At 64.4% G+C, this 25,708-nt stretch carries 23 protein-coding genes; 10 read left to right on the plus strand and 13 right to left on the minus strand.

Going from position 1 to position 25,708, the window contains the following annotated elements; all coding sequences use genetic code 11:
• Window positions 1-7 precede the first annotated feature (7 nt).
• From B047_RS0111930 to B047_RS0111945, 4 genes are all read right to left on the minus strand, one after another.
• Entirely contained in the window at window positions 8-2,212 is a 2,205-nt protein-coding gene (locus B047_RS0111930) for an ATP-dependent Clp protease ATP-binding subunit (RefSeq protein WP_018467199.1), read from the minus strand.
• Window positions 2,213-2,381: 169 nt separating this feature from the next.
• Entirely contained in the window at window positions 2,382-3,167 is a 786-nt protein-coding gene (locus B047_RS0111935) for an HAD family hydrolase (RefSeq protein WP_018467200.1), read from the minus strand.
• A gap of 41 nt (window positions 3,168-3,208) precedes the next feature.
• Window positions 3,209-3,760: a protoglobin domain-containing protein gene (locus B047_RS0111940; protein ID WP_018467201.1), complete on the minus strand. Its 552-nt coding sequence runs from the start codon at window positions 3,758-3,760 to the stop codon at window positions 3,209-3,211.
• 115 nt (window positions 3,761-3,875) lie between these two features.
• Complete coding sequence (locus tag B047_RS0111945) at window positions 3,876-8,372, minus strand: glutamate synthase-related protein (protein ID WP_018467202.1); 4,497 nt, start codon at window positions 8,370-8,372, stop codon at window positions 3,876-3,878.
• 288 nt (window positions 8,373-8,660) lie between these two features.
• Here B047_RS0111945 and B047_RS0111950 point away from each other — a divergent pair, with 288 nt between their 5' ends.
• Together B047_RS0111950 and B047_RS0111955 are read left to right on the plus strand one after the other, a co-directional pair.
• Window positions 8,661-8,933 carry a stage V sporulation protein S gene (locus tag B047_RS0111950; protein ID WP_026234850.1) on the plus strand — a complete coding sequence of 91 codons (273 nt, stop codon included), beginning with the start codon at window positions 8,661-8,663 and terminating at the stop codon, window positions 8,931-8,933.
• Between the two features lie 84 nt (window positions 8,934-9,017).
• Window positions 9,018-9,698, plus strand: a complete 681-nt coding sequence (locus tag B047_RS0111955; protein WP_026234851.1) for a zinc metallopeptidase — start codon at window positions 9,018-9,020, stop codon at window positions 9,696-9,698.
• Window positions 9,699-9,764: 66 nt separating this feature from the next.
• Here B047_RS0111955 and B047_RS0111960 read toward each other — a convergent pair whose 3' ends face one another.
• The 6 genes from B047_RS0111960 to B047_RS0111985 all read right to left on the minus strand — a co-directional run bounded on the left by B047_RS0111960 (window position 9,765) and on the right by B047_RS0111985 (window position 16,303).
• On the minus strand, window positions 9,765-10,313 hold the full coding sequence (locus tag B047_RS0111960; RefSeq protein WP_018467205.1) for a YceI family protein: 549 nt from the start codon (window positions 10,311-10,313) through the stop codon (window positions 9,765-9,767).
• Between the two features lie 123 nt (window positions 10,314-10,436).
• A complete protein-coding gene (locus tag B047_RS0111965) occupies window positions 10,437-10,931 on the minus strand; it encodes a fasciclin domain-containing protein (protein WP_018467206.1) in 495 nt (164 codons plus the stop codon).
• A 124-nt stretch (window positions 10,932-11,055) separates the two neighbouring features.
• Window positions 11,056-12,375, minus strand: coding sequence for a cryptochrome/photolyase family protein (locus B047_RS0111970; RefSeq protein WP_018467207.1), 1,320 nt, complete (start codon window positions 12,373-12,375; stop codon window positions 11,056-11,058).
• 505 nt (window positions 12,376-12,880) lie between these two features.
• Complete coding sequence (locus tag B047_RS0111975) at window positions 12,881-13,384, minus strand: peroxiredoxin (protein ID WP_018467208.1); 504 nt, start codon at window positions 13,382-13,384, stop codon at window positions 12,881-12,883.
• Window positions 13,385-13,559: 175 nt separating this feature from the next.
• On the minus strand, window positions 13,560-15,548 hold the full coding sequence (locus B047_RS0111980) for a protein kinase domain-containing protein (protein WP_018467209.1): 1,989 nt from the start codon (window positions 15,546-15,548) through the stop codon (window positions 13,560-13,562).
• Window positions 15,545-16,303 carry a PP2C family protein-serine/threonine phosphatase gene (locus B047_RS0111985; protein WP_018467210.1) on the minus strand — a complete coding sequence of 253 codons (759 nt, stop codon included), beginning with the start codon at window positions 16,301-16,303 and terminating at the stop codon, window positions 15,545-15,547. Before B047_RS0111985 ends, B047_RS0111980 begins: the two co-directional genes overlap by 4 nt.
• Before the next feature lie 24 nt (window positions 16,304-16,327).
• Here B047_RS0111985 and B047_RS0111990 point away from each other — a divergent pair, with 24 nt between their 5' ends.
• From B047_RS0111990 to B047_RS0112025, 7 genes are all read left to right on the plus strand, one after another.
• Complete coding sequence (locus B047_RS0111990; protein WP_018467211.1) at window positions 16,328-18,112, plus strand: hypothetical protein; 1,785 nt, start codon at window positions 16,328-16,330, stop codon at window positions 18,110-18,112.
• A 35-nt stretch (window positions 18,113-18,147) separates the two neighbouring features.
• The gene (locus B047_RS0111995) at window positions 18,148-19,359 is read left to right on the plus strand and encodes an MFS transporter (protein WP_018467212.1); all 1,212 of its coding nucleotides are present in this window, start codon (window positions 18,148-18,150) and stop codon (window positions 19,357-19,359) included.
• Between the two features lie 17 nt (window positions 19,360-19,376).
• Window positions 19,377-19,691 carry a YbaB/EbfC family nucleoid-associated protein gene (locus B047_RS0112000; RefSeq protein WP_018467213.1) on the plus strand — a complete coding sequence of 105 codons (315 nt, stop codon included), beginning with the start codon at window positions 19,377-19,379 and terminating at the stop codon, window positions 19,689-19,691.
• A gap of 135 nt (window positions 19,692-19,826) precedes the next feature.
• On the plus strand, window positions 19,827-20,444 hold the full coding sequence (gene recR, locus B047_RS0112010; RefSeq protein ID WP_018467215.1) for a recombination mediator RecR: 618 nt from the start codon (window positions 19,827-19,829) through the stop codon (window positions 20,442-20,444).
• Between the two features lie 135 nt (window positions 20,445-20,579).
• A complete protein-coding gene (locus B047_RS0112015) occupies window positions 20,580-20,912 on the plus strand; it encodes a roadblock/LC7 domain-containing protein (RefSeq protein WP_026234852.1) in 333 nt (110 codons plus the stop codon).
• 9 nt (window positions 20,913-20,921) lie between these two features.
• Window positions 20,922-21,275, plus strand: a complete 354-nt coding sequence (locus tag B047_RS0112020) for a roadblock/LC7 domain-containing protein (protein ID WP_026234853.1) — start codon at window positions 20,922-20,924, stop codon at window positions 21,273-21,275.
• Window positions 21,272-21,532 (plus strand): DUF3467 domain-containing protein, encoded by a 261-nt coding sequence (locus B047_RS0112025; protein ID WP_018467218.1) that lies wholly within the window; start codon window positions 21,272-21,274, stop codon window positions 21,530-21,532. Before B047_RS0112020 ends, B047_RS0112025 begins: the two co-directional genes overlap by 4 nt.
• Before the next feature lie 276 nt (window positions 21,533-21,808).
• Here the strand turns inward: B047_RS0112025 and mobA are convergent, their stop codons facing one another.
• The 3 genes from mobA to hslO all read right to left on the minus strand — a co-directional run bounded on the left by mobA (window position 21,809) and on the right by hslO (window position 25,059).
• Window positions 21,809-22,369 (minus strand): molybdenum cofactor guanylyltransferase, encoded by a 561-nt coding sequence (gene mobA / locus B047_RS0112030; RefSeq protein ID WP_018467219.1) that lies wholly within the window; start codon window positions 22,367-22,369, stop codon window positions 21,809-21,811.
• 53 nt (window positions 22,370-22,422) lie between these two features.
• Entirely contained in the window at window positions 22,423-24,006 is a 1,584-nt protein-coding gene (locus B047_RS0112035) for a sensor histidine kinase (protein WP_018467220.1), read from the minus strand.
• A 126-nt stretch (window positions 24,007-24,132) separates the two neighbouring features.
• Entirely contained in the window at window positions 24,133-25,059 is a 927-nt protein-coding gene (gene hslO, locus B047_RS0112040; protein WP_018467221.1) for an Hsp33 family molecular chaperone HslO, read from the minus strand.
• Between the two features lie 130 nt (window positions 25,060-25,189).
• Between hslO and B047_RS0112045 the strand changes: the two genes are divergently transcribed.
• Window positions 25,190-25,705, plus strand: a complete 516-nt coding sequence (locus B047_RS0112045; RefSeq protein ID WP_018467222.1) for an HNH endonuclease — start codon at window positions 25,190-25,192, stop codon at window positions 25,703-25,705.
• The last annotated feature ends 3 nt before the right edge of the window (window positions 25,706-25,708 follow it).

Here is a 25,708-nt window from a genome sequence, read left to right on the forward strand (position 1 = left end):
CTGGGCATCAGACCGTGAAGACTTCCTCTTCCTCGAAGTGGATCTCCTCACCCTTGAGCGTCACGAAGAGGGTGCGGCCAGGGCGGGTCAGCAGGGCCAGCGACAGCGGGTCTTCGACCTTCTCCCGGATCAGGTTGCGCAGGATGCGGGTCGAGCCCTGCTTGGGCGCGTGCTCAACGAGCCAGGCCGCCAAGGCCGGGTCGAAGCGCACGATCTTCTCACGGCTTTCGAGCTCCTTGGCGATGTCCTCGAGCATGATCTGGGCGACCTGCACCAACTCGGACTCGTCGAGGTTGCGGAAGCGGACCACCTCGTCGAGGCGGTCGAGGAATTCAGGGGTGAAGAGGGCTTTGATCGGGCTCTCGGTATCGACTTCCTTGGAGGTGAAGCCGATGGCGGGGCCCACGTTGAAGCCGGTGTTGGAGGTCATGATCAGGATGACCCGGCGGAAATCGACGGTGCGGCCCAGGCCGTCGGTGAGACGACCCTCGTCGAGCACTTGCAAGAAGGTGTTGTAGATGTCGGGGTGGGCCTTTTCGATCTCGTCGAGCAACACCACGCTGAAGGGCTGGCGACGCACCGCCTCGGTGAGGCGACCGCCCTGCTCGTAGCCCACGTAGCCGGGGGGAGCCCCGATGAGCTTGGAGATGGAGTGCGGCTCCTGGAACTCCGACATGTCGAAGCGGATCAGGGCCCGTTCGGAGCCGAAGAGCACCTCGGCCAGGGCCTTGGCCAGGTGGGTCTTGCCCACACCGGAGGAGCCGACGAAGAGGAAACTGGCCGAGACCCGCGTACGGCCACCCAGGCCCACCCTAGCCCGCCGCAGGGCGGCAGCCAGGGCCTCGATGGCCTCGTCCTGCCCGATGACCCGCTTCTTGAGCTCGGCCTCGAGGCCAAACAGCTTGCCGTCGTCCTTGTCATCGACGTAGACGCCGCCCCAGCTATCCACCACCGCTTCGATGTCCTCGCGGCTGACGAGGGGGGTGCCGTCCTCGTCCTCGGCCACCGGCAGGCCCAAGCTGGCGTTGAGGCGCACCCTCGAGGCAGCCTCGTCGATGAGGTCGATGGCTTTGTCGGGGAAGTTGCGGCCCGGCAGGCTACGGATACCGATCTTGACCGAAAGCTGCAGGATTTCGTCGGGAACCACCACGCCGTGGTGGGCCTCGTAGCGCGGGCGCAGTCCCTTGAGGATCTCCAGGGTTTCCTCGGGGCTGGGCTCGAGCACAATCACCGGCTGGAAGCGGCGTTCCAGCGCCGCGTCTTTCTCGATGTAGCGGTGGTACTCACCGGTGGTGGTCGCGCCGATGACCTGGATTTCCCCGCGCGAAAGCGGGGGTTTGAGGATGTTGGCCGCATCCAGGGTGCCCTCGGCCCCACCCGCCCCAATCAGGGTGTGCAGCTCGTCGATGAAGGCCACCACCTTGGCGTTCTTGAGCTCTTCGATGATCTGGCGCAGGCGCTCTTCGAACTCGCCGCGGTACTTGGTCCCCGCCACCACGCCCGCGAGATCCACAGAAACGATGCGGGCCCCCCGCAGCACCGGGGGCACGCGTCCTTCGATGATGGCCTGGGCCAGGCCCTCCACGATGGCCGTCTTGCCCACGCCGGGGTCGCCCACCAGCACGGGGTTGTTCTTGGTGCGCCTGGCCAGGATCTGGATGACCCGGTTGATCTCCTCCGAGCGACCGATCACGGGGTCAAGCTTGCCCTCACGGGCTTCGCGGGTCAGGTCGCGTCCGTATTCGTCGAGGAATGGCGTTGCCACGGCCTTCTCCTTCTGGCCCTCGCCCGCTTGCGAGAGAACCCGCCAGCGGATGGTGTCCACGTCTTTGGCGTAGTGGGTCATGATCCGGTAGGCGATGCCGTCGCCCTCGCGGATGATGCCCAGAAGGATATGCTCCGTCCCGATAACCTGACTCGACATATTGCGGGCTTCCGCCCCGGCCAGCTCCATCACCCGGCGGGCCCGCGGGGTGATCGCGGGCGGCTCCCCAGTGCGGCTGCCCTCCCCCCGGCCCACGAGCTCCTCGACCATGCGCCGCATGGCCTCGAGGCTGGCCCCATATTCCATGAGGATGCGCGCCGCCGTACCGCCTTCGCGCATCAGCCCCAGGAGCAGGTGCTCGGGGCCGATCATGCTGTGGCCCAGACGGCTGCCTTCCTCCCTGGCGTAATGAAACACCAACCGCGCGCGGTCGTCGTACCTGTTCAAAGGTAACCCCCTTCTGGCGTGTAAGCGGCGTCCATTTCTACCCCTAATGATATACTACGCCCCCAGCATATTTGGTGTTTGAGCCGCTACTTACATCCGTTATTAGGGCGTTATGAAGCGCAGGTGGAAGTACCGTCTGGGAGTGCGGGGCTTTGGCTCGAGGATCCGCTCAGGCCAGGGTGTCGAGCCAGGGAAGCATTTCCAGGAGGTTGCGCACCTCGAGACTGGCCCGGTAGCGGGGGTCGGGGTCCTTGAAGCCCCGGTTCACCAGCACCGAGCGCATGCCCGCACCCAGGGCCCCGGCCACGTCACGTTCGGGGTTATCGCCCACCATGACGCAGGCTTCGGGTTCGACCTCGAGCTCCTTGCAGACGTGCTCGAAGATGCCGCGCTCGGGCTTGCCGATATTCACCACGCCCGAGATCACCGCCGCCTGGAAGCGGTGCAGCAAGCCGCAGCCCTCGAGTTTTTCCTGCTGCAGGTCGGGCACGCCGTTGGTGACGATGCCCAGCTTGTATCGCGGGGACAGCGCTCCCAGCAACGCGTCCACCTCAGGGTAGCGGGGGTAGACCCGGCGCTCATTGAAGAAGCGATCGGCCAGCGCCTCGCTCAGCGCCTCGTCGGCGATGCCCTGTTCGGCCAGTGCGTCGCGCCACACCGCCACCCGGTAACTCCCTGCCCACTCGCGTAGGCGAGCAATCTCGGGCACCTGCGTGTCAAGGTAGCGGGCCCACAGCCCCTCCCCCGCGCTGTGGCCGATGCGCTGGGTATAAGCGTAGACCGGCGAGGTCTTCCACAACCGCGTCGCCTGCTCCCCCACCGCCTCCACGAGGGCCTCGAGGTCGAGGCTGTACCAGGAAGCCGCATAATACGCGCAGTTCCACAGCGTATGAACCGAAACCGGGTGGTCGAGGATGAGGGTTTCGTCGAGGTCGAAGAGGATAGCCCGGATCACTGCACAATCTTAACCGCATTCTCGCCTACGCGACTCTAGCCTCACGCCTTCTCCCGCAACAACAGCTCGGCGCCTTGGGTAAGTGCGGCCTCGCTCGAGGCCATGCCCGCACGGATACCCGCCTCCACGGCCTCGTTATAGCTCTCTTGGATGATGGTGAGTTCGATGGCAATGATTTTTTCAAAGGCCTCGACAGCAGCAAGCAACTCGGAGGCTTTGAGCACCGAGTTCATGTGCTCTAGGGAGAGCTCCTGCACAATCCCCATGGCCGGGATGATGAAAGCGGGGCGGATGCCCAGGCGTGCGTGAACCAGGCCGATGCGGCGACGGCTTTCGGCGTAGTGTTCATCGTAGACTCCCGAGAAGAGCTCGCGGTACCAGCCAGCAAAGCGCCCATATAGGCGCTCGACCCGACCCGGCACCGCCCACAGGATCGCCCGCATCTCAGGGTCCCGACCCAGGTAGTCGTAGAAAGCCAGCGCGATCTCGGAAGCCATAGGGGTCATATACCGACCAAGGTCTTGCAGCAACCCGGCGTGCTGCTCGGTAAAGCCGGTGCGGCGCTTGAGGTCTTCCAAAAGGGTCTTCGTCATTAGGGACATCTGTCCTATCCTACTCCTGCAAGCGAGGCCTGAACGCCACTTGCATCAAACAAATGGCCGATAGCGCTGCCGGGCTATCGGCCATCAACGTCGACGATCGGCGCGCTTACTCCGTGCTCACTTCCTGAAGCACCTGCTGGTTAACCGGCACCACCACGCGGAAGTGGTAGGCGGGGTCTTGCACCAGGCGCTCGAGCCGCTCTGCCTTGTCCGAGCGCTCGGCGGCGTACAGTTCGGCGATGTAGGCGCCCAACAGTTCCTTCACATCGGCCACCCCGCGCTCGTCGAGCTTCTGCACCACCACCTTGGCACCTTTGGCCAGGCGGCGGTTCAAAGCAGCGTCGTCGAGGCCCATCTCGGGCCAGTAACGCAGGTAAACCCGCCCGCCGGTCATGCCCGAGCAGATCCAAGGACCGGGGTCACCCAACACCACCGCACGACCACGGGTCATGTACTCGAAAGCGAAGCCCTTGGCCTGGGCGCGGGTGGCGATGTTGCCCAGCTCGTCCTGCAAGGGGCGCTCGGGCTCACCACCCAGCACCACATCGGCGCCGGAGAGGCGAATGCAGAAGCGGCTGTCGGCCATGCCCTCCACGATCAGCAGGCCGCTGATGGCCCCGTAGGCGAAGGACTTGCCCACCGAACCATCGACGTACTGACCGTAGGGGTTGCGGCCTTTGAGGATGGTCACCTTGCCGCCAAAGGCGTTCTTGGCCACCCCGTCCTGGGCGCCGCCTTCGACGTGAACCTCAATCCCTTCGCAGTTGAAAGCCGCCAGGCCGTTGCCGGCCACACTCCCCGAGTCAAAGCGCAGCTCTACCTTGGCATCGAAGCCCTTGCCGTAGAGGCGACGGCGGGCCATCTCCCCCGCCAGGTGCACGCCCAGGGCGCGGTCGGTGGAGCCCACCGGGCCTTCTTGGAAGATCAGGTCGCGGCTGCCCTCCTCGTAGGCGGCGGAGACCACCTCGGTGATGGAGCGGGTGAGCTGGTTGAGCGGCTTGCGCAGCACGTGGGCCGAACGCTCATTGATCCAGTCGGGCGCGCTCACCGGCTCAAAGAAGTAACTCAGGTCGATGGCCTTCTCAAAGCCTTCCTGGCGCAACAGGTCGCTACGCCCCACCAACTCGCGCAGGGATTTGAAGCCCAGCGCGGCCACCATGCGGCGCAGTTCCTCGGCCTTGAGGCTGAAGAAGCGCACCAGCTGCTCCACCGCCCGGTCCAGCTCCTGGGGTACGAAGCGCTTGAGGCCGTGGGCCTGAGCCTGCTCGAGGGTCTCGATCTGGGTGGTGATGCCCACGTGGCAGGTGTCGAGCTGACAACCGCGGCAGATGGTGCAGCCGATGGCGACCATGGCCATCGTCGCCATGCCCACCCGGTCGGCACCCAGCAGCACCATGCGCAGGGTGTCGTAGGCGGTCTTGAGGCCACCATCGGCCCACAGCTCGACCCTATCGCGCAGCCCTGCCCGCACCAGGGCGCGGTGAGCGCGGCGCACGCCGATCTCCACGGGCAAACCGGCGTACTTCAACGCGTGCCACCTCGCCGCACCGGTGCCTCCTTCGAAGCCCGACAGCGCGATGATGTCGGCTCCAGCCTTGGCGATGCCCACGGCGATGGTACCGATGCCAGGAATCACGGGCACCTTGACCGAGACCTTGGCCTTGGGGTTGACGGTCTTGAGTTCCTCAACGAGCTGGGCGAGGTCTTCGATGGAGTAGAGGTCGTGGTTGTTGGAAGGCGAGATCAGGTCCACGCCAGGCACCGCGTTGCGGGCTGCCGCCACCTTGACCGAGACCTTCTTGCCCGGCAGGTGGCCGCCCTCGCCGGGCTTGGCTCCCTGCCCGATCTTGATCTCGATGACCGAGGCCGAGTTGAGCATGTAGCTGTGCACGCCAAAGCGCCCCGAGGCCACCTGCTGGCCGCGCCAGTGGGTGTACTTGCCCAGCATGTCGGGGATCTCACCACCCTCGCCGTTGATGCACAGCATGTTGAGCTTCTTCACCGCTTCGACGTAGGAGCGGAAAGCGGTCTCGCCCTGTGAGCCGAAGCTCATGGCGGTGATCACGAAGGGCATGGAGTGCCCCCCGACCCCGATGTCCACCTCCTCAGGGAGCACGTCGCTCTTGTCGGGGAACTTCACCTCCAGCAGTTGGCGGGCCGCCACGGGAGATTCCTTCTCCAGCCCCCGCACCCGCTCCTGGAAGGTGTCGTAAGGGGCTTCCCCGCTCGAGACGTCCATGGCCGCCTTGAAGATGCGCGGGTTGAAGCGGAAGTCCTTAGTGGGCAGCACCTTCTCCTGCGAGAGGAAGGACAGGCGCTCCAAGGCGGTGCGCTCGAGCTCGCTGAAGCCGTATCCGGCCTTTTCCGAGGCCAAGAAGGTGCGGATCCCCAAGCGCCCGGCCAGCTCGGGCTTGAGACCCACCGCGCTGAAGATGCGCCCGTAGCCGCGCAGCTCGTGGATACCCATGGTGCTGATGACCTTCTCCAAGCCCTTCTTGAGCCCCTCGAGCACGTTCTGCAAAGCCACCAAGCCGCCCGAAGCGTGGGCTTTGTGCTGCATCAGCCAGGGGGATACCGCATCGGCACCCAGCCCCAGGCACACCGCCACGTCGTGGAGGTTGCGGATGCCACCGGAGTGCACGACGATCGAGGTGCGGCGGCGCAGGCTCACACCCTCAGCGTCGCGGGCGTGCTCGAGCGCCTGCCCGACGGCGGCGAGGGCCAAGTACACGTCGAGCCAGACGCCATTTTCGAAGGAGTTGCGGTCGGAGAGCACCAGCAGCTCGGCCCCTTCCCGCACGGCCTGGACGGCCTGTTCCTCCAGCCGCTTGAGGCCCGCCAGCAGCCCCTCCTCGACGGTAAACTGAGACAGCAGCACGGCGTGTTTGAAGCGACGCCGGGCGTCCTCGAGGCTCAGGGTGCCCTGGCCCTGCACGATGGCCCGCACCTCGGGATGGGTCTCTTCCAGCAGCACCGGGATCAGCAGCTCTTCGGTCCAGCCCCCCCCTGTCCCGTTAGGCAAGGCCCGCCGTCCCAGGATGGTGCGCACCGAGAAGTGCTCGATTTCGCGCTCGCGGTCGATGGCCGGATTGGTCACCACCGCCACGGTTTCCTTGAGGAACTCGGAGAGGTTGGGCTTTTCGGGGTTGAGGGCGGCCAGCGGGCCGTCGTAGCCCAGGCTGCCGATGGGCTCGTTGCCGGTCTCGGCCAGGGTGTCGAGGTAACCCGCGTCCCAGCGATCCCAGCCGAAGGCCCGCTCGAGGTTGAGGGAAGGCGGCGCGGGCTTCTCCTCCACCCCCGCCCCAGCTCCGCCCGATAGGGGAGGCAGGCTTTCGTAGCGGGGGCCCTTGAGGTGCACGTTGTACTCGCCCAGGGTGCCGCTCTTGGCCAGGAAGCGCTCGAGCACCTGGCGCTGGTGGCGCTCGTAGGGCAGCAGGCGCACGCCTTCGGGGGTCACGCGCAGGTAGACCTTCTCGCCGGGAGCCAGGGGGCGGGGGTCACCCACGAACTCCTCGGCGGTGAAGACCCCGCGCTCGGAGGAGAAGATATACTCGGCCTCGGTCTCGATGAACCACAGCGGGCGCAGGCCCATCGCATCGGTGCAGAACACCGCTTCCTCGCGGTGGCGCGTCACCAGGGCAGCAGGCCCCTGGGCCAGCGGACCGAAGCGCTGCCGCAGGGCCATGTAGAGATCTTGCAGGGCGGGTGAATAATTCTTGATCTCGCCCACGACGGGTGGGAAGACAAGGTCGAGGGCTTCGGGCAGCGAGAGGGCGTAGCGGTAGAGCAGGCCCTCGAGCACCCGGTTGAGGTCTTGCGAGTCCGAGCCACCCGTAAGGGGAATACCCAAAAAGCGCCCTTCACGGCGCAGGCGCTCGATGGTGTTGATCTCGCCGTTGTGGCCCAGCAGGCCGAAGGGCTGCACCTGCTCAAAGGTGGAGAGGGTGTTGGTGGAGTAGCGGTTGTGGCCTAAAGTGATGGCCGACTTGTACTCTGCCCGCGAGAGTTCAGGGTAGTAGCGCTTGAGGATCTCGGCAGAACCGCGCACCTTGTAGACCACCGAGGAGGTCGAAAGCGAGACCACGTGCACCGGGAAGCGCTCCTCGAGCACCAGGCCCAGCTCCCACAGTGGCCCGTCGCCGTCGGTGGAGAGCCCCGCGATCTGGTAAAACAGCGGCTCGGTGCGCCTACCCACCGGCCCCAGCACGCTGGAATTGACCTCTCCCTTGCGCTCTAGCAGCAGCTTGATCCCCCGACGGCTGCCCTCGACGCGGATCAGATCCATGAGTTCTTGCACCCGCTCGGCGCTGCTCTTGGGGATGAAGAGGTGGCCCACGAAGAAGCGCGGGTTGTTGGCCAGGTTGCCGTCGAAGCCGGCTTCCTCGAGGTAGCCTGCCCATAGCTCACGTGGCAGATCGGTTTGGATTCCCGTACCATCCCCCTCACCCCGGATCAGACCCGCGCGGTGGGCCATGCTGTACAGGCTCTCGATCACCCGCTGCACGTTGGCATGGGTGGGTTTGCCTGCCTTCTCGGCGATGGCAATGATGCCGCAGGCGTCGTGTCCGATAGCTATGTCGGGATATGCCTTCCTGAACTCCATTAGGGGGGCCTCCTGTGCTGCAAGTTGGGATGCGGGGGGACCTTCGCATACTCATGCAAAGGTTTCAGTGAGTATACGGTCCAAGGTATACCAAGTCAAGCTAGCTGGGGCCGGGAATACTGATCGGTGCGTAGCAAATAGCGCCACAGTCGCCTTATTTGGAATCTTTAGGGCTAAAAGAATCTTCATCCGCCGAGAAAATGCTGTATTTATCGCATATTTGCGCCTTGACTTTTAAACATGTCCCCAACTACAATGCAATTCAACGGCGAGTACCCAGGAGGGTATGTGGAAACGTTGCGCGTGTCCGGCAAATCTCGTCCCAATTCCGTAGCAGGTGCAATTGCCGCATTGTTGCGCTCACAGGGTGAGGTAGAGGTACAGGCCATTGGGCCCGCCGCGGTCAACCAAGCGGTCAAGGCCATCGCCATCGCGCGGGGTTACATCGCCCCGGACAACCTCGACCTGCTGGTCAAGCCGGCCTTCGTCAAGCTGGACCTGGAGTCCGAAGAGCGCACCGCTTTGCGCTTTACCATCAAGAGCCAACCCCTGGACTCATAGGGTTCTGACCCCAGCAGAACGCTCGTGACCCAGCTTGCAGAAGCTGGGTTGTATTTTTTGTACCTTACAGCCTGGGGGAACGACATGGTGAGTGCAACTTACCTGCTAATGATCGCGGTCTTTATCGCCACGCTTTTTATCCAGTTCTGGCTACAACGAACCTACGCCCGTTACAGCCGCGAGGCCAACTCGCGCGGGTTGACCGGAGCCCAGGTGGCTAGGGCTATCCTCGACGCCCACGGCCTGCACCACGTGCGGGTCGAGCCGGTGCCGGGAGCCCTGACCGATCACTACGACCCCATGCAAAAGGTCGTGCGGCTGTCCGAGCCCAACTACGCCTCGCCCTCCTCAGCAGCGCTGGCTGTAGCCGCTCACGAAGTGGGTCACGCTCTTCAGGATGCCAAGGGCTATGCTTGGCTGCGTATTCGTGCCCAGCTCCTGCCCGCGGCCAACATCGGCAGCACACTGGGGCCCTGGATCTTTCTGGCCGGGCTGCTCTTCAGTGCTACGGGACTGATGAGCATTGGTATCTGGCTCTTCGCCGCTGCTGCTTTGTTTCAGCTCGTGACCCTTCCAGTCGAGTTCGATGCCTCCAATCGCGCCCTGGCTATCCTCAAGCGCATGAACTTCCTGGACAACCGCGAGATGAACGGAGCCCGCACGGTGCTGACCGCCGCGGCCCTGACCTACGTAGCGGCGCTGGCCAACTCGCTGGCTACCATCCTGCACTACGTCGCCATCATGCAGACCGCTCGCGAGGAGTAGCTACCACGCCCACATCGCCCAAAAGCCCCCAGTTTTGGGGGCTTTCTTGTTCCCGTTGCTTGAGCCCTATCGCACGGGCTCGGCGCGGGCCTCGAGCCGCACCTCGAGCGGGTCGTCTACCGAGATGAAGAACAGGCTGGGGCGCTGGAGGTTCCACTCGCTAAAACTGGTTTTGAAGCTGCCCCGGAAGCGGTAGGCCGCCCCGTCGGCCTCGAGCTGACCCTCGATCCGTATGCGCTTCTTGACCCCGTGAAGCTCGAGGGTGCCCTCGAGCAAGACCCTCTCTCCTTCTAGGCGGCGCAGCGCGCTGGCTTCAAAGCACGACTGCGGATACTGACCAATTTCGAAGACCCCCCTGGTGTCGGCATCGCGCAGCCAGTTGCCCGAGTCAAAGCGACTTAGCTCGACACAGACCTGGCCAGAAGCCTCGGGCTCCCTCCAGAGCACCACTCCCCTGGCGGTGGGGTTAACCCCTTGCCAGCGACCCAGTGGATAGCTGGCAAAGTACGTCACCTTGCCCTCGACGCTATAGCTCTGCGGGGCCTGGGCCACCGCTCCACAGGCCAGCATCCACACCAGCACCACCAGACGCATCTCCAGCTTCCATCGCTTCATACGCCTGCGTGCCCAGCGTGGATTCAGGGCAGGGCCTCGAGGTAGTGGGCAGGGGCGCATGGGCCTATCCCCGAGCATCCTCCACCCCTGTACGGGCCACTCTCCAGTCTGGGGCGGCCTAGGCTACTTGGGCAAGAGCACGGTATCGATGACGTGGATCACACCATTGCTGGCCTGGATGTCCACGGCCGTGACCTTGGAACTACCGTTGAGAACCACCATATCTCCGCTGACCGAAATGGCCACGCTCTGGCCCTGTACGGTCTTGACCTCCTTCAGCTTGACCACCTCGCCCGACGTCACCCTGCCCGCCACGACGTGGTAGGTCAGGACCTTGGTGAGGGCAGCCTTATCCTTGAGCAGGGCATCGAGGTCGGCCTTGGGGATCTTGGCGAAGGCCTCGTTGGTGGGCGCGAAAACGGTGAAGGGGCCGGGCCCCGAGAGCGTCTCAACCAGACCTGCCGCCTGCACCGCTGCCAGCAGGGTGCTGAAGTTGGGGTTTGAGGCCACGATCTGGGCAATGGTCTGATTGGCAGTGGTGTTCTGGGCACTGGTCAGGGTCATCCCCACAGCGGCCAGGGTCAGGCTTCCTGCGACGAGCAAGGTCTTGATCTTCATGCTTTTGCCTCCTGAAGTGCTCCCCAGGTCGGCAAAGGACCACCGCGCTCGAGGGCTTGCGCTAAGCCTTTGCCTTTCCCGTCATGAGCCTAGCTGTTCAGCTTATGTACAATTTTTGTCCATACTACGTTCGGGTTTGAGGGCTCGCCTGACCAATCCGCCTAGCCACCTCGAGGTAACGCCGGCGAGCGGCCTCGAGGTCGAGTACTGGTCGCCCATAGGGCTCGGGCCTGCCCCAAGACTCGGGCACCCAGCGCCGTAGCCAAGCGCCGCTGGGGTCGTGGGTCTGGGCCTGGGTGACGGGGTTAAACACCCGGAAGTAGGGGGCCGCGTCCACCCCAAGCCCCCCGGACCACTGCCAACCCTGCAAGTTGGAGGCATTGTCACCATCGAGGAGCAAGTCACGGAAGGCCCGCTCGCACTTTTGCCAAGGCAACAGGGCCAGCTTCACGGCAAACTGTGCCACCACCATGCGCGCTCGGTTAGAGAGAAAGCCGGTTGCCCGCAATTCGCGCATCCCAGCATCGACGGCTGGGATGCCGGTGCGACCCTCGAGCCAGGCCCCAAATATCTCGGCATCGTCGACCCAGGGCAGGGCGTCCCAGCGTGGGTCGAAGGCCGAGTGGGCCATGAGGGGGAAGTTGTGGAGGAGGTCGCCACTGAAGTCACGCCAGGCCAACTCACCGACCCACTTGCGAGCGCCCTCGCCCCCCACCCGCATAGCCTGCTGCACCGCCAGTCGGGGCGAAAGCACCCCCAAGGTGAAGTAGCACGACAGTCGCGAAACCCCGCTTCCGTCAAGCCTGTCACGGGCCTGGTGGTAAAGCGGTAGCCTCTCCGAGACGAAGGCCTCGAGCGCCCTCAGTGCAGCCTCCTCACCCGCAGGCGGCAAGGGCACATCGGAGGGTTCGTCAGGGACTGAGCCCAGAGCATAGCCAGGCGGGAGTGCCACCGAGGGGAAGCGCTCGGGCGCTTCATATAGGGTCACCTCGGGCGCGGCCCACCAGCGCCGGGCGTAGGGTGTGAACACCGTGTACGGACCGCCGCCCGGCTTAACGATCTCCCCCGGTTCCTGGACGTACTGGCCGTGGAACCACGCCACCCGGCCCGCTAAAGCCTCCTCCACCTTCCGATCGCGGAAGCGGGCGTAGGGCGTCGAGTTGCGCACCGCAAAGACCCGGCGGACCTCGAGTTCAGCCACCACCCGGGGCAGTACCTCCCATGGCAGCCCAAACCGCACCAGCAAGTTTCCACCGCGGCGGGCATAAGCCTCGCGCAGCGCGGCGACGTTGCGGTAGAACCAGGCCCGTCGCCGGGCAGAGGTACGGCTGAGGATATTGGGGTCGAGGACGACGAGGCCCACCGCAGGTCCGCTTTGTAGAGCAGCCGCCAGGGCCGGGTTGTCGTGGGTACGCAAGTCAGCGCGGTGCCAGACGAGGTTCATGCCCTTCTTCTACCTGCGAAGCCGCCCGCCGCCTTTAGCATGGCCTACAAAGCCGGGGGCTACCTCTCGGCTTCCCGGAAATGGCCGCTGGGTTCTTCTACCAGGTTCGGTCAGTTCGCTCCCGAACGGGAACGCCGCCCCGCTTTGGCGGAACGGCCGACCAAAGGGAGACGCCTTTTTCACCGACCGTCAGGGAGGGGTGTGCTCTAGGATTCCAAAAGATAGCCTCTGAAGGTCTTTGCTTTGGGGGGATTACCTTTTTGAATCCGGTATTCGGCGCGGAGCACCACCACACCAGTAGCCACTTCGCCCAGTGGCGGTAGAGCGCACGCCAGCCACCGCGGCATGGCCGGGCCCCAGTGCAGCATCACAGCAGCGAAGAGGGCGTAAGCCCGGGTGTCGAGGGAAGGCCCAAGGGCCGGGTCTTGGAAAGCTGTATCGGGAACTCCAAACCCCACCCCTCGCCCGGTGACCTCGAGGCCCGCAGCGCAGTCGGCCACCCGGCCTACCTGCCGAGCTTCTCCTTGAGGTAGGCCAGCACGGTGTCGGGGTCCTTGAAGGGGTTGACGTTGCGCCATACCTTCTCGACCCTGCCCTGGGGGTTGATCAGGAAAGTATCGCGGGCATAGAAGCCGAAGAAGCTGTTGACCTTGTATGCCCTAGCCAGGGTGCCCTCACGGTCGGGAATCATGGCTCCTTTGAGGGCCAGTTTCTCGATGAACTCGCACTGCTCGGCGGCAGGGTCGTGGCTTACCCCGAAGATCTCCACGTTGTAGCGCGCGAACTCCTCGTACAGCTCGGCGTAGCGCTTGCCCTGAGCTGAGCAGCCCGGTGAAGAGGCCTTAGGGTAGAACCACAGCACAATGTACTTGCCAGCCTTGGCGACCTCGGCCAGATCTACAGGCTTGCCGTAGGAATCGGTGACTTTGGGCAAGGGAGCAAAATCACCCGGCGCGATGGCCCTGACCCCGAAAATCGACAGGATCAAAACCCACAGCAGGCTTCTCATGTCCAAAGTGTTCCAGATCTTACGCCCTCGAGCTGTGATCCAGACTGGAAAGCTCAGTCAAAGGTCTGTGGCTTGTGCTTTCCCCTTCCCCGCCCGTGGAAGGGATCCCCCGCCTTGCCGACGTAGGACCCGCGTCTAGCGTGCGGCTATCGGCCAGCGACATTTCCCGTACAACCTAGTCCTTCGGCTCCTCCGGATTGAACCACAAGTCCATCCCCCGCACCGCCGCGTACACCTCCAGCGGCGCCAACGGTGTACCGTTCTCTTGGATGCGGTGGATGCGGTTGGCGCCCCGTCGTACGGCGTAGATGATGCCCTGGTGCATGCGCATCTCGACCAGGCTCGAGGCGTCCTCGCCCTCGAGCACCGGTAGAGGGTAGGAGGCCACGATCTGGCCATCCAGGCTGACCTTGCGGATCTTCTGGCCGTCGGCGTCGTAGACGAGGAGGTGCTCGTCGATGGTGGTGCCTAGCCCGCCCAAGAGGCGCAGCTCGGCAGTCTCCTTGCTGCGGCGGAACGCGTAGCGCGAGAGGTACTCGCCCTCGAGGCTGAGGCGTTGCACCTGGCGGTTGCCGTAGTCGAGCACGTAGAGGTAGTGCCTTCCGGCGATGAGCATGCGCGGGGTATCGAAGCTGCCCTTGCCGCGACCGGCCTCCCCAAAGCGCCTGATGGGGTTTCCGGCCAGGTCGAACTTGGTGATGGTGCTGGTCTCGGCGTCGAGGACGTAAACCGCTTCCTGACTGGCCGCTACCGAAATCGGGTAGAGCACCTCGCCAAACTTCATGCCATACGGAGCGATGGAGAGCTTGAGCTCCCCCTCGGGGCTGAAGCAGTGCACCAAGCGCACGGCCCCCCCGCCGAACTCGTAGAGGCTGATCCAGAAATCGCCGTTGCCGTCAATGGCCATCGCCAGGGGGGGTGAGGGGAACATGCCCCTGCCACTGCCCACCCCACTCCACATGCGCGCCAGCACCCCGTCGGCAGACATCAGCCGCAAGGTGCCCCGCTTGGCCTCGACCGCCAAGCCCAAATAGAAGGACGCCACCAGTCCGGGATTCTGCTCCCACTTGCCCGAGAGCACCTCGAGCACCTGGTCGAGGCCCGGACGCTTGGCCGGGTCCTTCTCCAGCATCCGCTGAATGATGTCGGAGAGGGCCTGGGGCACCTCGGGGTTGACCTGCTTGGGAGGGGTGGGCATCTGGAAGATCTGCTGGTGGATCACCGCCTCATAGCCCCCCTGGAACGGGGGCTGGTTGCACACCGCCTCGTAGAAGACTACTCCTAGGCTGTAGATGTCGCTCTTGTGGTCGATGCGCTGACCCTTAGCCTGCTCAGGGCTCATGTAGACCGGCGTGCCGATGCGGGCTCCGGTGATGGTCAGGCGGGTGAGCACCTTGCCCGCAGCAATGCCGAAGTCCATCAGGCGCACCCCGCGCGGGTCCACGTCGCCATTGGCCTGGATGGCCCCGCGCAGCACCATGATGTTGCCGGGTTTGATGTCGCGGTGGATGATGCCCTGGGCGTGGATGTGCTGCAAAGCTTCGGCCACGCGGGCGATGATCTGCACGGTCGATCGGATGGAGAGCTTGCGGTTTTCGATCAAGCGGTCCAGGCCCTCGCCGTCGAGGTACTCCATGGCGATGAAGTGGGTGTCACCCACATTGCCGTGGTCGAAGACCTTGACGATGTTGGGGTGGGAGAGGTGGGCCAGCACCTCGGCTTCGCGATGGAAGCGCCGCACGAAGCGCGTATCGCCCACGTACTTCTCCTGCGGGATCTTCAGCGCCACCATGCGCCCGTCGCTGCGGGAGCGAGCTTTGTAGACGGTGGCCATACCACCGATCCCCACTTTGTCGAGGATCTCGTAGGTGCTCTCGAGCCCGGTCCCCCCTTGAATCACGGGGGCAGGTCGGCTTTTTTCGGGCTTAGTACGCTTGGCCTTGGGGGGGCGATTGATCGGCGGGCGGTCGAAGTTGAAGCGAGGCAACACAGCCGTGGTGAAGCCCAACAACGCCATGCTGGCCAGTACCCATGGCTGGGCGCCAAGCGCAGCCAGGGCAATCAGGAGCAAAAGCAGCAGCGTGGCCTGCAACCAACTGGCCTGCAAGCGCAAAGCCAGGGCAGAAGTGAGGCCCACCAACAGAATTCCCAACAGCACACTCATCTATACCTCGCCGCGATCACGGTGATGTTGTCATTTCCACCCCGCACCAGCGCCTTGGTTACCCAGTCCTCGAGCGTGGCCTTCAAGTCCTTGCCCAGTTCCCACTCCTCGGGGGGCACCAGGCCGTACAGCCCATCGGTGGCGAGCACGTAAACCTCGCCGGGCGAGAGCGTGAAGGGGGTGATATCCAGCCGGATATCCTCCAGCCCCAGAGCCTGCGTCAGCATGTGCTTCCAGGGATGGGTCTCGGCTTCGGCCTCGCTGAGCACGCCCTGCCGCACCTGTTGGGCCACCCAGGAGTGATCCTGGGTAATCTGCACCCATTTCCCCCGGCTATAGCGGTAGGCCCTGGAGTCGCCGATGTGCCCGATGGCTCCCCGGCTGTTCCACTCGCTGATGAGGATGGCGGTCAGGGTTGTGCCCATGCCCTTCCGGTCGGGGTTGTTGATGCTCTGCTCGCGGATACGGCGCTGGGCGAGCTGGAAAGCCTTTTCCATCACCCGCTCCAGCGGCACCACCGGACGACCAAGATCGATGAGGCTCACATACGAGCGAACCGCCTCGGTGATCCCCTCGATGGCCAGCTTGCTGGCCCACTCCCCTGCCTCGGTACCGCCCATACCATCGGCCACAGCCAGCAAAGCTAGGTTGCCCATGCGCGAAGACACCACCAGCGTGCGGTGGAAGTCCTCGTTGAGGCTTCGCTTCCTGCCGATGTTCGACTCGCTGGCAATTTCCAGCCTGGAACCCCGCATCTCGGGCTTTATAATACGCTACAGATGGAAGCGGGCCTGGTCGAATTACTCGATCTCTTCGAATACAAGGTGGCTGACTTGCTCGAGGGCCGAAACCCCAAGGGGGGCCGCTCGAGCGTGGTCCGGTTGCGCCAACAACTCCTGCAGAGCAACCTCCCCCCTACCCTCGCCCGCCGCTTCCGCCAGATCGACGCGGAGTACCGCAGCCTGCGAGGCCAGCCCGAAGAGCACCTGCCGGCCATCGAAGCCGACCTCGGGGGCATCGTGGTCGAGGACGAACCCAGCCTCGACACCCCCGAGCGGGCGGTGCTCGAGCAGCTGGCCGAGGCGGTGTACTGGCAGCGCACCGCCCGCGAAATCACCCGCCAGATGCGCCACTTCAACATCGGCAAGCGCGAGGCCCTGCGCCTGACCTATGCCGTGCTGCAAAACCTCGAGTCCTACGCAGCCACCCCCTACTTCAAGCAGGATTACAACCTCTCCCACCTCGAGATCGTCCACCCGATCCCCGCTTACTCCGACCCCCTGGTGCGGCTCGAGGACACCGAAGTGGGGCGCAACCTCATCCTCGAGCTTGTGCGCGAAGCCCACACCCTCTCCGAACGGCTCCAACTCCCTTCGGAGGAGACCCTCCCCTATCTGCGCCGCTTCCTGCGCCGGGTCATCGATAAGGGGCTGGCCCTGCGCTACGGCGGAGGTAAGGGTATCTCGCAGGAGGTGTTGCGCCGCAGCCTCGAGGAGGCCCGGCGACACAACCTCACCAGCACGCAAATTCGCCAGCTCGAGCAGCGATTGCGCGAGCAGAGCCTGGAGGACCGCCGCCTGGCAATGGTCATGGAGCAGGATCGGCAAGCCTTCAGCGCGGCTGCCGAGAAGTTGCTCGAGCTGTTGCAGAAGCTCCTGCCCTATCCCAAGGGCGAGGCCCAACCCCCCACCCTGCCCGCACAGATCTGGCTGGGCCTGGACCCAAAGCTCAGCCTGCAGCAAATCCCCAACGACCTACCCGGCCTCACCCTGCGGTTGGTACCTGGCTCCTTCAAAGCTTGGGACGCCGAGTTCACCGTAACCCAGACCGGTGGCGAGTTCAGCTTGGTGGTAAATGGCAGCGAATATCCCTTGAGCGAGGTGGAACCCCTGGCGGTGCCCTGGGGCAGCTTCGAGCTATGGGCCATCCGGCGGGGTCAGTACGCTCACCTGCGGCTGGAGACCAGGGGTGAAGCCCTGCTGTCGTCCCTGCTGGCCGAAGGCCGGGTGCTGGCCTACCTGCTGCGCCCGGACAAAGCCTTCGCCTACTTGCGCCTCCTGCGGGCCTTCTCCGCCCGCCTCAAAGGCCCCATCACCTACCATGACTTCACCCCAGATAAGGCCACCCGCTACCAGGAAGCCTCTCCGGAAGCCCTGCAAGACTTCGCCCGCAAGGGCCTGGAGGTGGTACGCTCACGCATGGAGCGCTCGAGCGACTGGCCCGCATTGATGCGCGAAGTGGGGCTGGGACTGGCCTTGGAGAAAGAAGCCGAGCGGATGGTTCAGGAACTCACGTCCTGGCTCAGCCAGCGCCCAAACAATCAGACCCAAACCCACAGCTTAGGTAGCACCACCTTGGGTGACGGACCCAGCAGCCTCAAGGTGGGCTCGCTGGTGCTCTCGCTGCGGCAGGAGGGTGAGGCCGTGTACGTCTCGGCCCCAGGGGTGATGGCCCGCCGCCTGAGCGACTTATTGGTGTGGCACCTACCCGAAGGCAGCGCGGTGCTGGCGCGGGAAGGCCCTTGCATCGCCCACACCTTCGTTGCCTTCGATAGCCATGTTTGAGTTTATTCCGAGTGAGCGGGTATACTGACCCGCAAATGCAAGGGGTGCTGCAACTCCCTCACTTTCGCCGCCTGTTCCTGGCCGCGCTGGTTTCTCAGGCAGGGAGCCGCATGCATCGGGTGGCGCTGCTGGCGTTCATCTACCTGCTGACCAGCAACACCCTGTGGGTATCGCTCGCGCTCATCGTCAAACTGTTGGCCTCGGCGGTGGTGGGGCCCATGCTGGCTCCCTGGGCCGACACCCAAAACCGCAAGCAGCTCATGGTGCTCAGCGACGTGGGCCGGGCCTTCTTGGTGTTGCTGATTCCCTTCCTGGGGGTAAACTCCCTGCCAGCACTGCTGCTGCTGGTGTTCGGCATCGAGGTGCTCAGCAAGATCTTCGACCCTGCCGCCCAGGCAGCCATCCCCGAACTGGTACCCGAGTCTAAGCTCGACAGCGCCAACAGCTTGATGATCTTTGCCGCGCGCATCTCCGAGGTGGTGTTCGTAGGCGTGGCCGGGGTGCTGGTGGCGGCGGTGGGGGCTCAGCTCGTGTTCCTCCTCGACGCGCTGAGCTACCTGATCTCGGCGGTGATCCTGCGGGGCCTGCCCGACCTGCCCGCGGCCGGGGGCGGGGGCCAGAGCTACTGGAGCCGCGCCCGCGAGGGCGCCGAGCACCTGCTGAAGAACCCGGCCATCCGCCGCACGGTCACCACCTTATTCACCGCAGCCTGCTTTGGCTCGGTGGAGAGCGTGCTGGGCATTGTGATGGCCGTAAAGGTGCTCAAAGTCGGCACACCGGGTTTCGGAGCGATGGAGTCGGCGCTGGCGGTGGGTGCAGTCTTGGGTACCTTGATCGTGCCGAAGCTGGTGCAGCGCTTCCGCCGGGAGCAGCTGTTCTTCGGAGGGCTCATCGTCTTCGGCCTGTTCGAGGCCTCCTTGGGGGTGTGGCCGGCGTTCGCCTGGGTGTTGGCTGCCCTCTTTATCAGCGGGGTCTTCAACCAGGTCTTCTTGGTTCCCGCCCGCAGCATCCTGCAAAGCCACACCCCCAATCCCCTGCGCGGGCGCATCTTCGCCGCCTTCTTCGCGGTCATGGATACGGCGGTGATCTGCGGGGCGTTGCTGGCAGGGCTGCTCGAGCCCATATTGGGATCTCCCACCGTGTTCCTGCTGGCGGGCCTGGTGGTGAGCGGGGTGTCGGCCTTGATGCTCCTGACGGGGGGCATCCCCAGTCCCAAACCCCAGCCCAGCCCCCAGTCTCACCTATAATGCAGTGCGGAGGCGTGATGAACCTTCAAAAGCTCATGAAAGAGGCCCAGAGGGCCCAGAAAAAAGCGGCTGAGGTGCAGGAGAAGCTAGGCCAGATGACCGTGAAGGGTTCCGCCGGGGGCGGCTTGGTCGAGGTCACGGCCACGGGCCACGGACAGATCGTGGGGCTCAAGCTGCAAGCGGGTGCGGTGGACCCGAGCGACCTCGAGTCCCTCGAGGACCTGCTGCTCGTGGCCATCCAGGATGCGCAGAAAAAAGCCCAGGAATTGCAAGAGAAGGAGATGAGCCGCGAGCTGGGCGGCATCGGTCAGATGCTGGGCGGGATGTTCTAAAGTATCCCGCGGGAAGCTTCCCATCATGGGCGACCTCAGCGTGAACCAATTGAGCCTGCTGGCGTGGCTGACGCTCCCCGCGGGAACTCAAAGTGGCCACTTCACCACCGACCCCTGACCTTTGCCTTCACTTTTATGCGCTACCCTGAACGCCTGCTCAAGCTCATTCGTGCCCTCTCCGGACTACCCGGCGTGGGACCCAAGAGCGCCCAGAAGCTGGGGCTTCACCTCGTGCAGCAGCCAGGAGCAGCCAAGGAGTTGCTCCAGGCCCTCGAGGCCGCCCAGAGCCTGCACACCTGCCCCATCTGCGGCAACCTGGCCGAGGAGGAGTTGTGCCCCATCTGCACCGATCCCGAGCGCAATCGGCGCATCATCTGCGTGGTGGAGGGCATCAACGACCTCATGGCCCTCGAGCGCTCTGGCGAGTACAGTGGGCTCTATCACGTCCTGGGCGGCGCGCTCAACCCGCTGGAGGGCATCGGCCCCGAGCAGCTCAACCTCTCGAGCTTCTTCAAGCGCCTCAACCCACAAAGCCCCGAGGCGCTGGGCGCTGAGGTCCAGGAGGTAATCCTGGCGACCTCCATGACCGTGGAGGGTGAGGCCACCGCCGGCTACCTGGCCGAGCAGCTCGCCCAGCGCGGCATCGTCGCGACCCGTCTGGCCTATGGGCTGCCGGTGGGGGGCAGCCTCGAGTACGCCGACGAGGTCACCCTGGCGCGGGCACTGGAGAACCGCCGCAAGCTGGCCGAATGAGCCCAGCGGGGGAGGCAAAGCGCATGTGCAGTTGCGCGGGAACACCGCTTGGAGCTGTGTTACCCTGAGCAGGTATGGTCGTTTGGACTCTGCCCCTTTACGTGAGTACCGGCGTTGGCCGGGGGAGGCCAAGCCATGAAAATGCTGAATAGCCTGATGTCATTGGGGATTCGCCGCGCTGTCCTGACCGGAAGCGACGGCCTGGTCATCGAGAGCGTAGGACGGGGCGGGCCCTCCCCAGAAGTTCTGGCAGTCGAACTTGCCAACCTCACCCGGACCATGGGCAGCACCGCCCGGCAGCTCGGCGGGGAGTTGCGCCGCTTCACCCTCGCCACCGACGACCAGGAGATCCTGGCAGTGGTCTTCGAGGGCTATTGCCTGGGGGCTTTGCTCGAGCGCGGCGCCGACCGCAAGAGCGTGGGCAACGAACTCACCAGGCTGGCCCTGCGGCTGGCCGAGGAGATCTGAGGAGGAGATGTGCTACAAGAGGTATTGAGCGAACTCCAGGCAGTGCGGGGGGTTCTGGGCTCCGCACTGGTCGCCGAGGACGGCTTCGTGATCGAGAGCACCCACAGCGAGGGAGGTGCCGACCTGGACTTTTTGGGGGGCTCGGCCTCGACGGCGCTGGCCTCGGCTCGAGCGCTCTCCCAGGAGCTGGGTCGTGGTGAGGTCGAGGAGGTCATGGTAGAGTACCCCGAGGGTCCGTTGCTGTTGGTTCCGCTGACCCAAGGGTATCTGCTGGTAGTGCTGCTGGATTCCATGCAGAGCCTTGGGCGGGCGCGGTTCCAGCTCAAGAAGAGCATCCCCCGCCTGAAGGAGGCTTTGTCGTGAACGAGTTACGTCTGGACATTGACAAGGAAACCGCCATTGGCCGCTACGCCAACCTGGCCCTACTAGCCCACACCAAGAACGAGTTCTTCCTCGATTTCGCCGCCCTGCAACCCCAGGGTGGTGCGATAGTGGTCTCCCGCATCATCACCAGTCCGCAGCATGCCAAGGCACTGCTGCGCAGTCTGGCCGAAAACATCGCCAAGTACGAGGAGACCCACGGCCCCATCCCGGAGCCGGTGGCTGAAAACCAGGCCTGATACCAGTTCGCACCAATACCGCCTACAGCAATAGGCAGTTGTAGGCGGTAATTTACACTGCATGCGATGAGACAAGCTCCCTGTCGTTTTTCCTAATACCAGATTCGGTCAGTTCGTTCCCGAATGGGAACGCCGCCCCGCCAAGGCGGGGCGGTCGACCGAAGGGAGTGCTCTAGGATTCAAAAAGATAGCCTCTGAAGGTCTTTGGTTTGGGTGATTATCTTTTTGAATCCGGTATAATACCACCACGCACATCGCTCGTCGGCTCAATCCACTTCAAAACGGAGGAAGGTCCTCGATTTGATTGGCGTTGAGGAAGAGTTCGGGGCCAAAGCGCACCTCGAGCTCCCCCCAGGGCAAGCACACACTGGAATGCTCCTCGAAGAGGGATTGCAGGCGCAGCCGCCCCTCGCTCAGGCGGCGCCCTATGTCCTCGAGCAGGCTGCGGTGGTAGAGCGCGGCCAGCGGTTCGGCGAAGCCCGCAGCCGACACTCCGGCCACCAAGCGAACCCCCGGCCGGGTCCGCTCGAGCAGCAAGCGCCAATAATCACGGCTCAAAAACGGCAGGTCACACGCCGCCACCGCCACCCATTCCTGCTTGGCGTGATAGAGCGCGGTGTAGACCCCCGACAGCGCGTCTCCCCCCGGTTTCACGTCGGCCAGAACGGGCAGCCCGAACTCGGGGTAAGCGCGGTTGGCGACGATCATGCGCTCGCTGGCTTCGCAGAGGCTCTCGAGCACCCACTCAATCAGCGGACGGCCCCTAAAGACGAAGCGCGCCTTATCCTGCCCGAAGCGCCGGGATTGGCCACCTGCAAGTACTGCTGCGCTGAACACCCTTAGAGTTTACGTCGAACGAACCCAGGATCTACGGCCCCTCGCACGCCAGTTCAATATGGCAACTCCGCCCGCACCGTAGTTCCGCCGCCGACCACCGACTCCACAGCGAATTGACCACCCCTGGCCTCGACCCGCTCGCGCATCTGGGTCAGGCCAAAGCCGCCCATCCCTCCGGCCTTCTGGCCCTGGACAAAACCCTTGCCGTTGTCGCGGATTTCGAGCCGGGCTCCACGCTCGCCCAGTGGGCTCAGGCGCACGTGCACCAAGGAAGAACGTGCGTGCTTGGCCGCGTTGGTGAGGGCTTCCTGCAATACCCGGAAAAACACCAACTCCGAGGCCGGAGAGAGCCCCAGGTGCTCGGGCAATTCCAGTCGCACCCGGAAACCCGCTTGCTCGGCGAAGGCGTTGGCGTAGCGCCGCACCGACTCGAGAAAGCCGTAGCGCTCGAGGTCGATGGGCCGCAGCGCGAAGATGCTGCGCCGCACCTCACGAATCTGCGAGCGCAGGGTCTCCTTGACCACCGCGATCTCGGCCAGGGCCCGCTCCGGATCGCTCTTGAGCAGACGTTCAGCCAGGTCGAGTTTGAGGGCCATGAACGCCAGGGCCTGGGCGATACCGTCGTGAATCTCACGGGCAATGCGGTTGCGCTCCTCGCCCAACGCCAGCTCCTCGGCGCGCAAGTAAGCCTGGGCGTTGCGCACGACCAGCGTCACCTGCGCGGCCAGGAAGCGTAGGAAGGGCAGCTTTTGCCGCAGATTCTCCCCTTCGGCCTTGACCACCAGCACCCCCACCGGCTCCTGCTCGCGCAGGGGCAGGGCCAGCACGTCCTCCTGCACGAAGGTGGGGGCCTCGAGCGCGCTCTTCCAGGGCCCCTCGGGCAAAAAGGCGTAAGCGGGTAGGTCGAGCCCCCGGCGCACCTGCGACTTGAGCAGATGCCCCTCGTCGAGCAACAACACCGCGCCCTCCTCGGCAGAGGCCCAGGAGAGGATGCGGTCTAAGAGCCGCTCGAGCATCTTGTCCAAGTTGGCCTCGGCCCGCAGCGCTTCATCGACCTCGTACAAGGTGAGTAGGTCCCGCGTACGCGAGAGCACATTGCCCAAAGCCCCAGCCACCTCGCTGGAGAGCAGCTCCAGGAAGTCCAGGTCTTCTGTCGTGGGGTGGCGGGGCAGTTGCACCTCGAGCAGGCCATCCAGCCCCGGCAGGTCAAAGCTCAGCGTCTTACGCCCGGCGGAAAAGTCCGGGGTGCTGGCCCGCACACCCTCGAGGGTCAGCTGCACCGCACCCCCCACCGCCTGTGCGAGTTGAGCGGCCACCTTTCTCAGGCCATCCTCGAGGTTCTCGGCGCTCAGGGCCCGCTGGGTCACCTGCTCCACGGCCTCCAGACGGCGATTGGCCTGCTCCAGAGCCTGCTGAACGCGTTCGCGCTCGAGCACTTGCAAGGCGATCCACTCCAGCGTCATGAAGGTGACCAGCGGACCCACCAAAGCGTAGAAACCTAGGTGAATCCAGAAGGTCTGATCGTTTTGGTCTGTCCGCAGGGCCAGCTCAAAGACCACCACCACCAGCACGATCAGCAGTGGCAAAACGATGCGGGCGATTTTGATCAGCCGGTAAAGGCTGGGGGCAGCTCTCACAGCGATAGGGTACAGGAAAGAGGGGCACTGGCCATCCGCCGCGCGAGGCAGATCTCGGGTGAAGGAGGAGGGGCGGGCTTGGCATCTCACGCACGGCGCAGGACGTATGACGCATGGCCTACAACCTCACGCCTTAGGAATCTCCCGCGACTCCGCTTCGCTCAGAGGCAAGGAGCGAATCTCCTCGGGGGTGATGCGGTACTTATGCCCGCACCAGTGACACACCACCTCGGCCCCACCGTCCTCGGCGATCATCTCTTCACGCTCCTGAGAACTGAAGTACACCAGCGAGGCCATAGCCCGCTCGCGGGTGCAGCGACAGCCAAAACGCACCGGGATGTGCCCTTGGCTAAAGCCCACCGCTGCGAGGTCGGTTGGGTCGTAATCGAGCCCCTGCATCAGCGCCTGCACCGTTCCCTCCAGGCCCCTCGAGAGCAGCAGGTCGGTGACGCTGAGCTGCCCCGCCAGGTTGGCCTCGAGCCTGCCGATGACCTCATCAGGACAGCCCGGCATGACCTGGATCACTACCCCTCCGGCCACCTGCACCTCGCCCTGACCGTGGACCCGCACCCCCAGCAGCAAGGCCGAAGGGATCTGCTCGGATTGCCAAAGGTAGTGGACCAGGTCCTCGGCGATTTCACCGGAAACCAGCTCGAGGCTCGACTCGTACAGCTCACCGTTGTTGAGCGCTCGAGCCACTTTCAGCGACCCGCGGCCCACCACCCCACCCACGTTGAGCTTGCCGTCCGGTCGCAGGGGTAGTTCCACGGTGGGGTTCTTTACGTAGCCCCGCACCAAGCCATCGGGCGCCGCTTCGACCACAGGTCCGCCCATGGGACCATCGCCCTGAAAATGCAAGGCGATGCGCTCCTTAGGGGTCTTGGAGAGCAAATAGGCCAGCAGCACTCCACCGGTCAAGGCCCGGCCCAAAGCAGCGGTGGGGGTCTCGGAGAGGCCATGCCGCCGCCGGGCCTCCTCTACGATGTCGGTACTTTCTACGGCCAGCACACGCAAATTGCCTTCTGCAGCCAGCCCACGAATCAGGCGTCCCATACCGCTCTATGGTAGCCACCCCTAGCCAGCAGAAAAGGAGGCAGTACAGCTTTCCCCCTCCCTCGAGCCCCCGTCTTCACATGGTGAGCGCGACCGTTGGTTCCTGACACAAATGCAGTATCTTGTAAACATGAACCTAGACCTGCCGCGCATTCTGGTGCTCAACGCTGGCTACGAACCGCTAGGGCTCGCCAGCGTGAAGCGTGCGGTAATTCTGGTGATGAACGGCACTGCCGACGTGGTCGAGGAAAGCGGGGAGTTCCTGCGAACTCCAGGGCAGCCCTACCCTGTTCCAAGCATCATCCGCTTGAAACGTCTGGTACGCCGCCCTCCGGGGCGGCTACCGCTTAACAGGCGTAACATCCTGCGCCGCGACGGCTACACTTGCCAGTACTGCGGGCGGCGCGGGGGCGAGCTGACGATTGACCACGTAGTGCCCAAGAGCCGCGGCGGACGTAGCATCTGGGAGAACCTGGTCACTGCCTGCCGCAGCTGCAACCTGCGCAAGAAGAACCGCACCCCCGAGGAGGCCAACATGCGCTTGGCCAGGCGCCCTATGGCCCCCCGCCACAGTCTGCTCCTCGTGGCCGACCTACCTCAGATGCCGGAGGCGTGGAAGACCTATCTGCCGGAGATAGATCACTAGGTG

It is taken from the genome of Calidithermus timidus DSM 17022, from assembly GCF_000373205.1.
GTDB lineage: Bacteria > Deinococcota > Deinococci > Deinococcales > Thermaceae > Calidithermus > Calidithermus timidus.

Excerpts from the sequence above, each read along its gene's own strand:
- B047_RS0111985 (WP_018467210.1), bottom strand. The coding sequence starts at position 16,303 with ATGCGGGGTTCCAGGCTGGAAATTGCCAGCGAGTCGAACATCGGCAGG.
- B047_RS0111940 (WP_018467201.1), bottom strand. The coding sequence starts at position 3,760 with ATGACGAAGACCCTTTTGGAAGACCTCAAGCGCCGCACCGGCTTTACC.
- B047_RS0111980 (WP_018467209.1), bottom strand. The coding sequence starts at position 15,548 with ATGAGTGTGCTGTTGGGAATTCTGTTGGTGGGCCTCACTTCTGCCCTG.
- B047_RS0111990 (WP_018467211.1), top strand. The coding sequence starts at position 16,328 with ATGGAAGCGGGCCTGGTCGAATTACTCGATCTCTTCGAATACAAGGTG.
- B047_RS0111970 (WP_018467207.1), bottom strand. The coding sequence starts at position 12,375 with ATGAACCTCGTCTGGCACCGCGCTGACTTGCGTACCCACGACAACCCG.
- B047_RS0112045 (WP_018467222.1), top strand. The coding sequence starts at position 25,190 with ATGAACCTAGACCTGCCGCGCATTCTGGTGCTCAACGCTGGCTACGAA.
- B047_RS0112000 (WP_018467213.1), top strand. The coding sequence starts at position 19,377 with ATGAACCTTCAAAAGCTCATGAAAGAGGCCCAGAGGGCCCAGAAAAAA.
- B047_RS0111945 (WP_018467202.1), bottom strand. The coding sequence starts at position 8,372 with ATGGAGTTCAGGAAGGCATATCCCGACATAGCTATCGGACACGACGCC.
- B047_RS0112015 (WP_026234852.1), top strand. The coding sequence starts at position 20,580 with ATGAAAATGCTGAATAGCCTGATGTCATTGGGGATTCGCCGCGCTGTC.
- B047_RS0111960 (WP_018467205.1), bottom strand. The coding sequence starts at position 10,313 with ATGAAGCGATGGAAGCTGGAGATGCGTCTGGTGGTGCTGGTGTGGATG.
- recR (WP_018467215.1), top strand. The coding sequence starts at position 19,827 with ATGCGCTACCCTGAACGCCTGCTCAAGCTCATTCGTGCCCTCTCCGGA.
- B047_RS0111975 (WP_018467208.1), bottom strand. The coding sequence starts at position 13,384 with ATGAGAAGCCTGCTGTGGGTTTTGATCCTGTCGATTTTCGGGGTCAGG.
- hslO (WP_018467221.1), bottom strand. The coding sequence starts at position 25,059 with ATGGGACGCCTGATTCGTGGGCTGGCTGCAGAAGGCAATTTGCGTGTG.
- B047_RS0111955 (WP_026234851.1), top strand. The coding sequence starts at position 9,018 with ATGGTGAGTGCAACTTACCTGCTAATGATCGCGGTCTTTATCGCCACG.
- B047_RS0111965 (WP_018467206.1), bottom strand. The coding sequence starts at position 10,931 with ATGAAGATCAAGACCTTGCTCGTCGCAGGAAGCCTGACCCTGGCCGCT.
- B047_RS0111995 (WP_018467212.1), top strand. The coding sequence starts at position 18,148 with ATGCAAGGGGTGCTGCAACTCCCTCACTTTCGCCGCCTGTTCCTGGCC.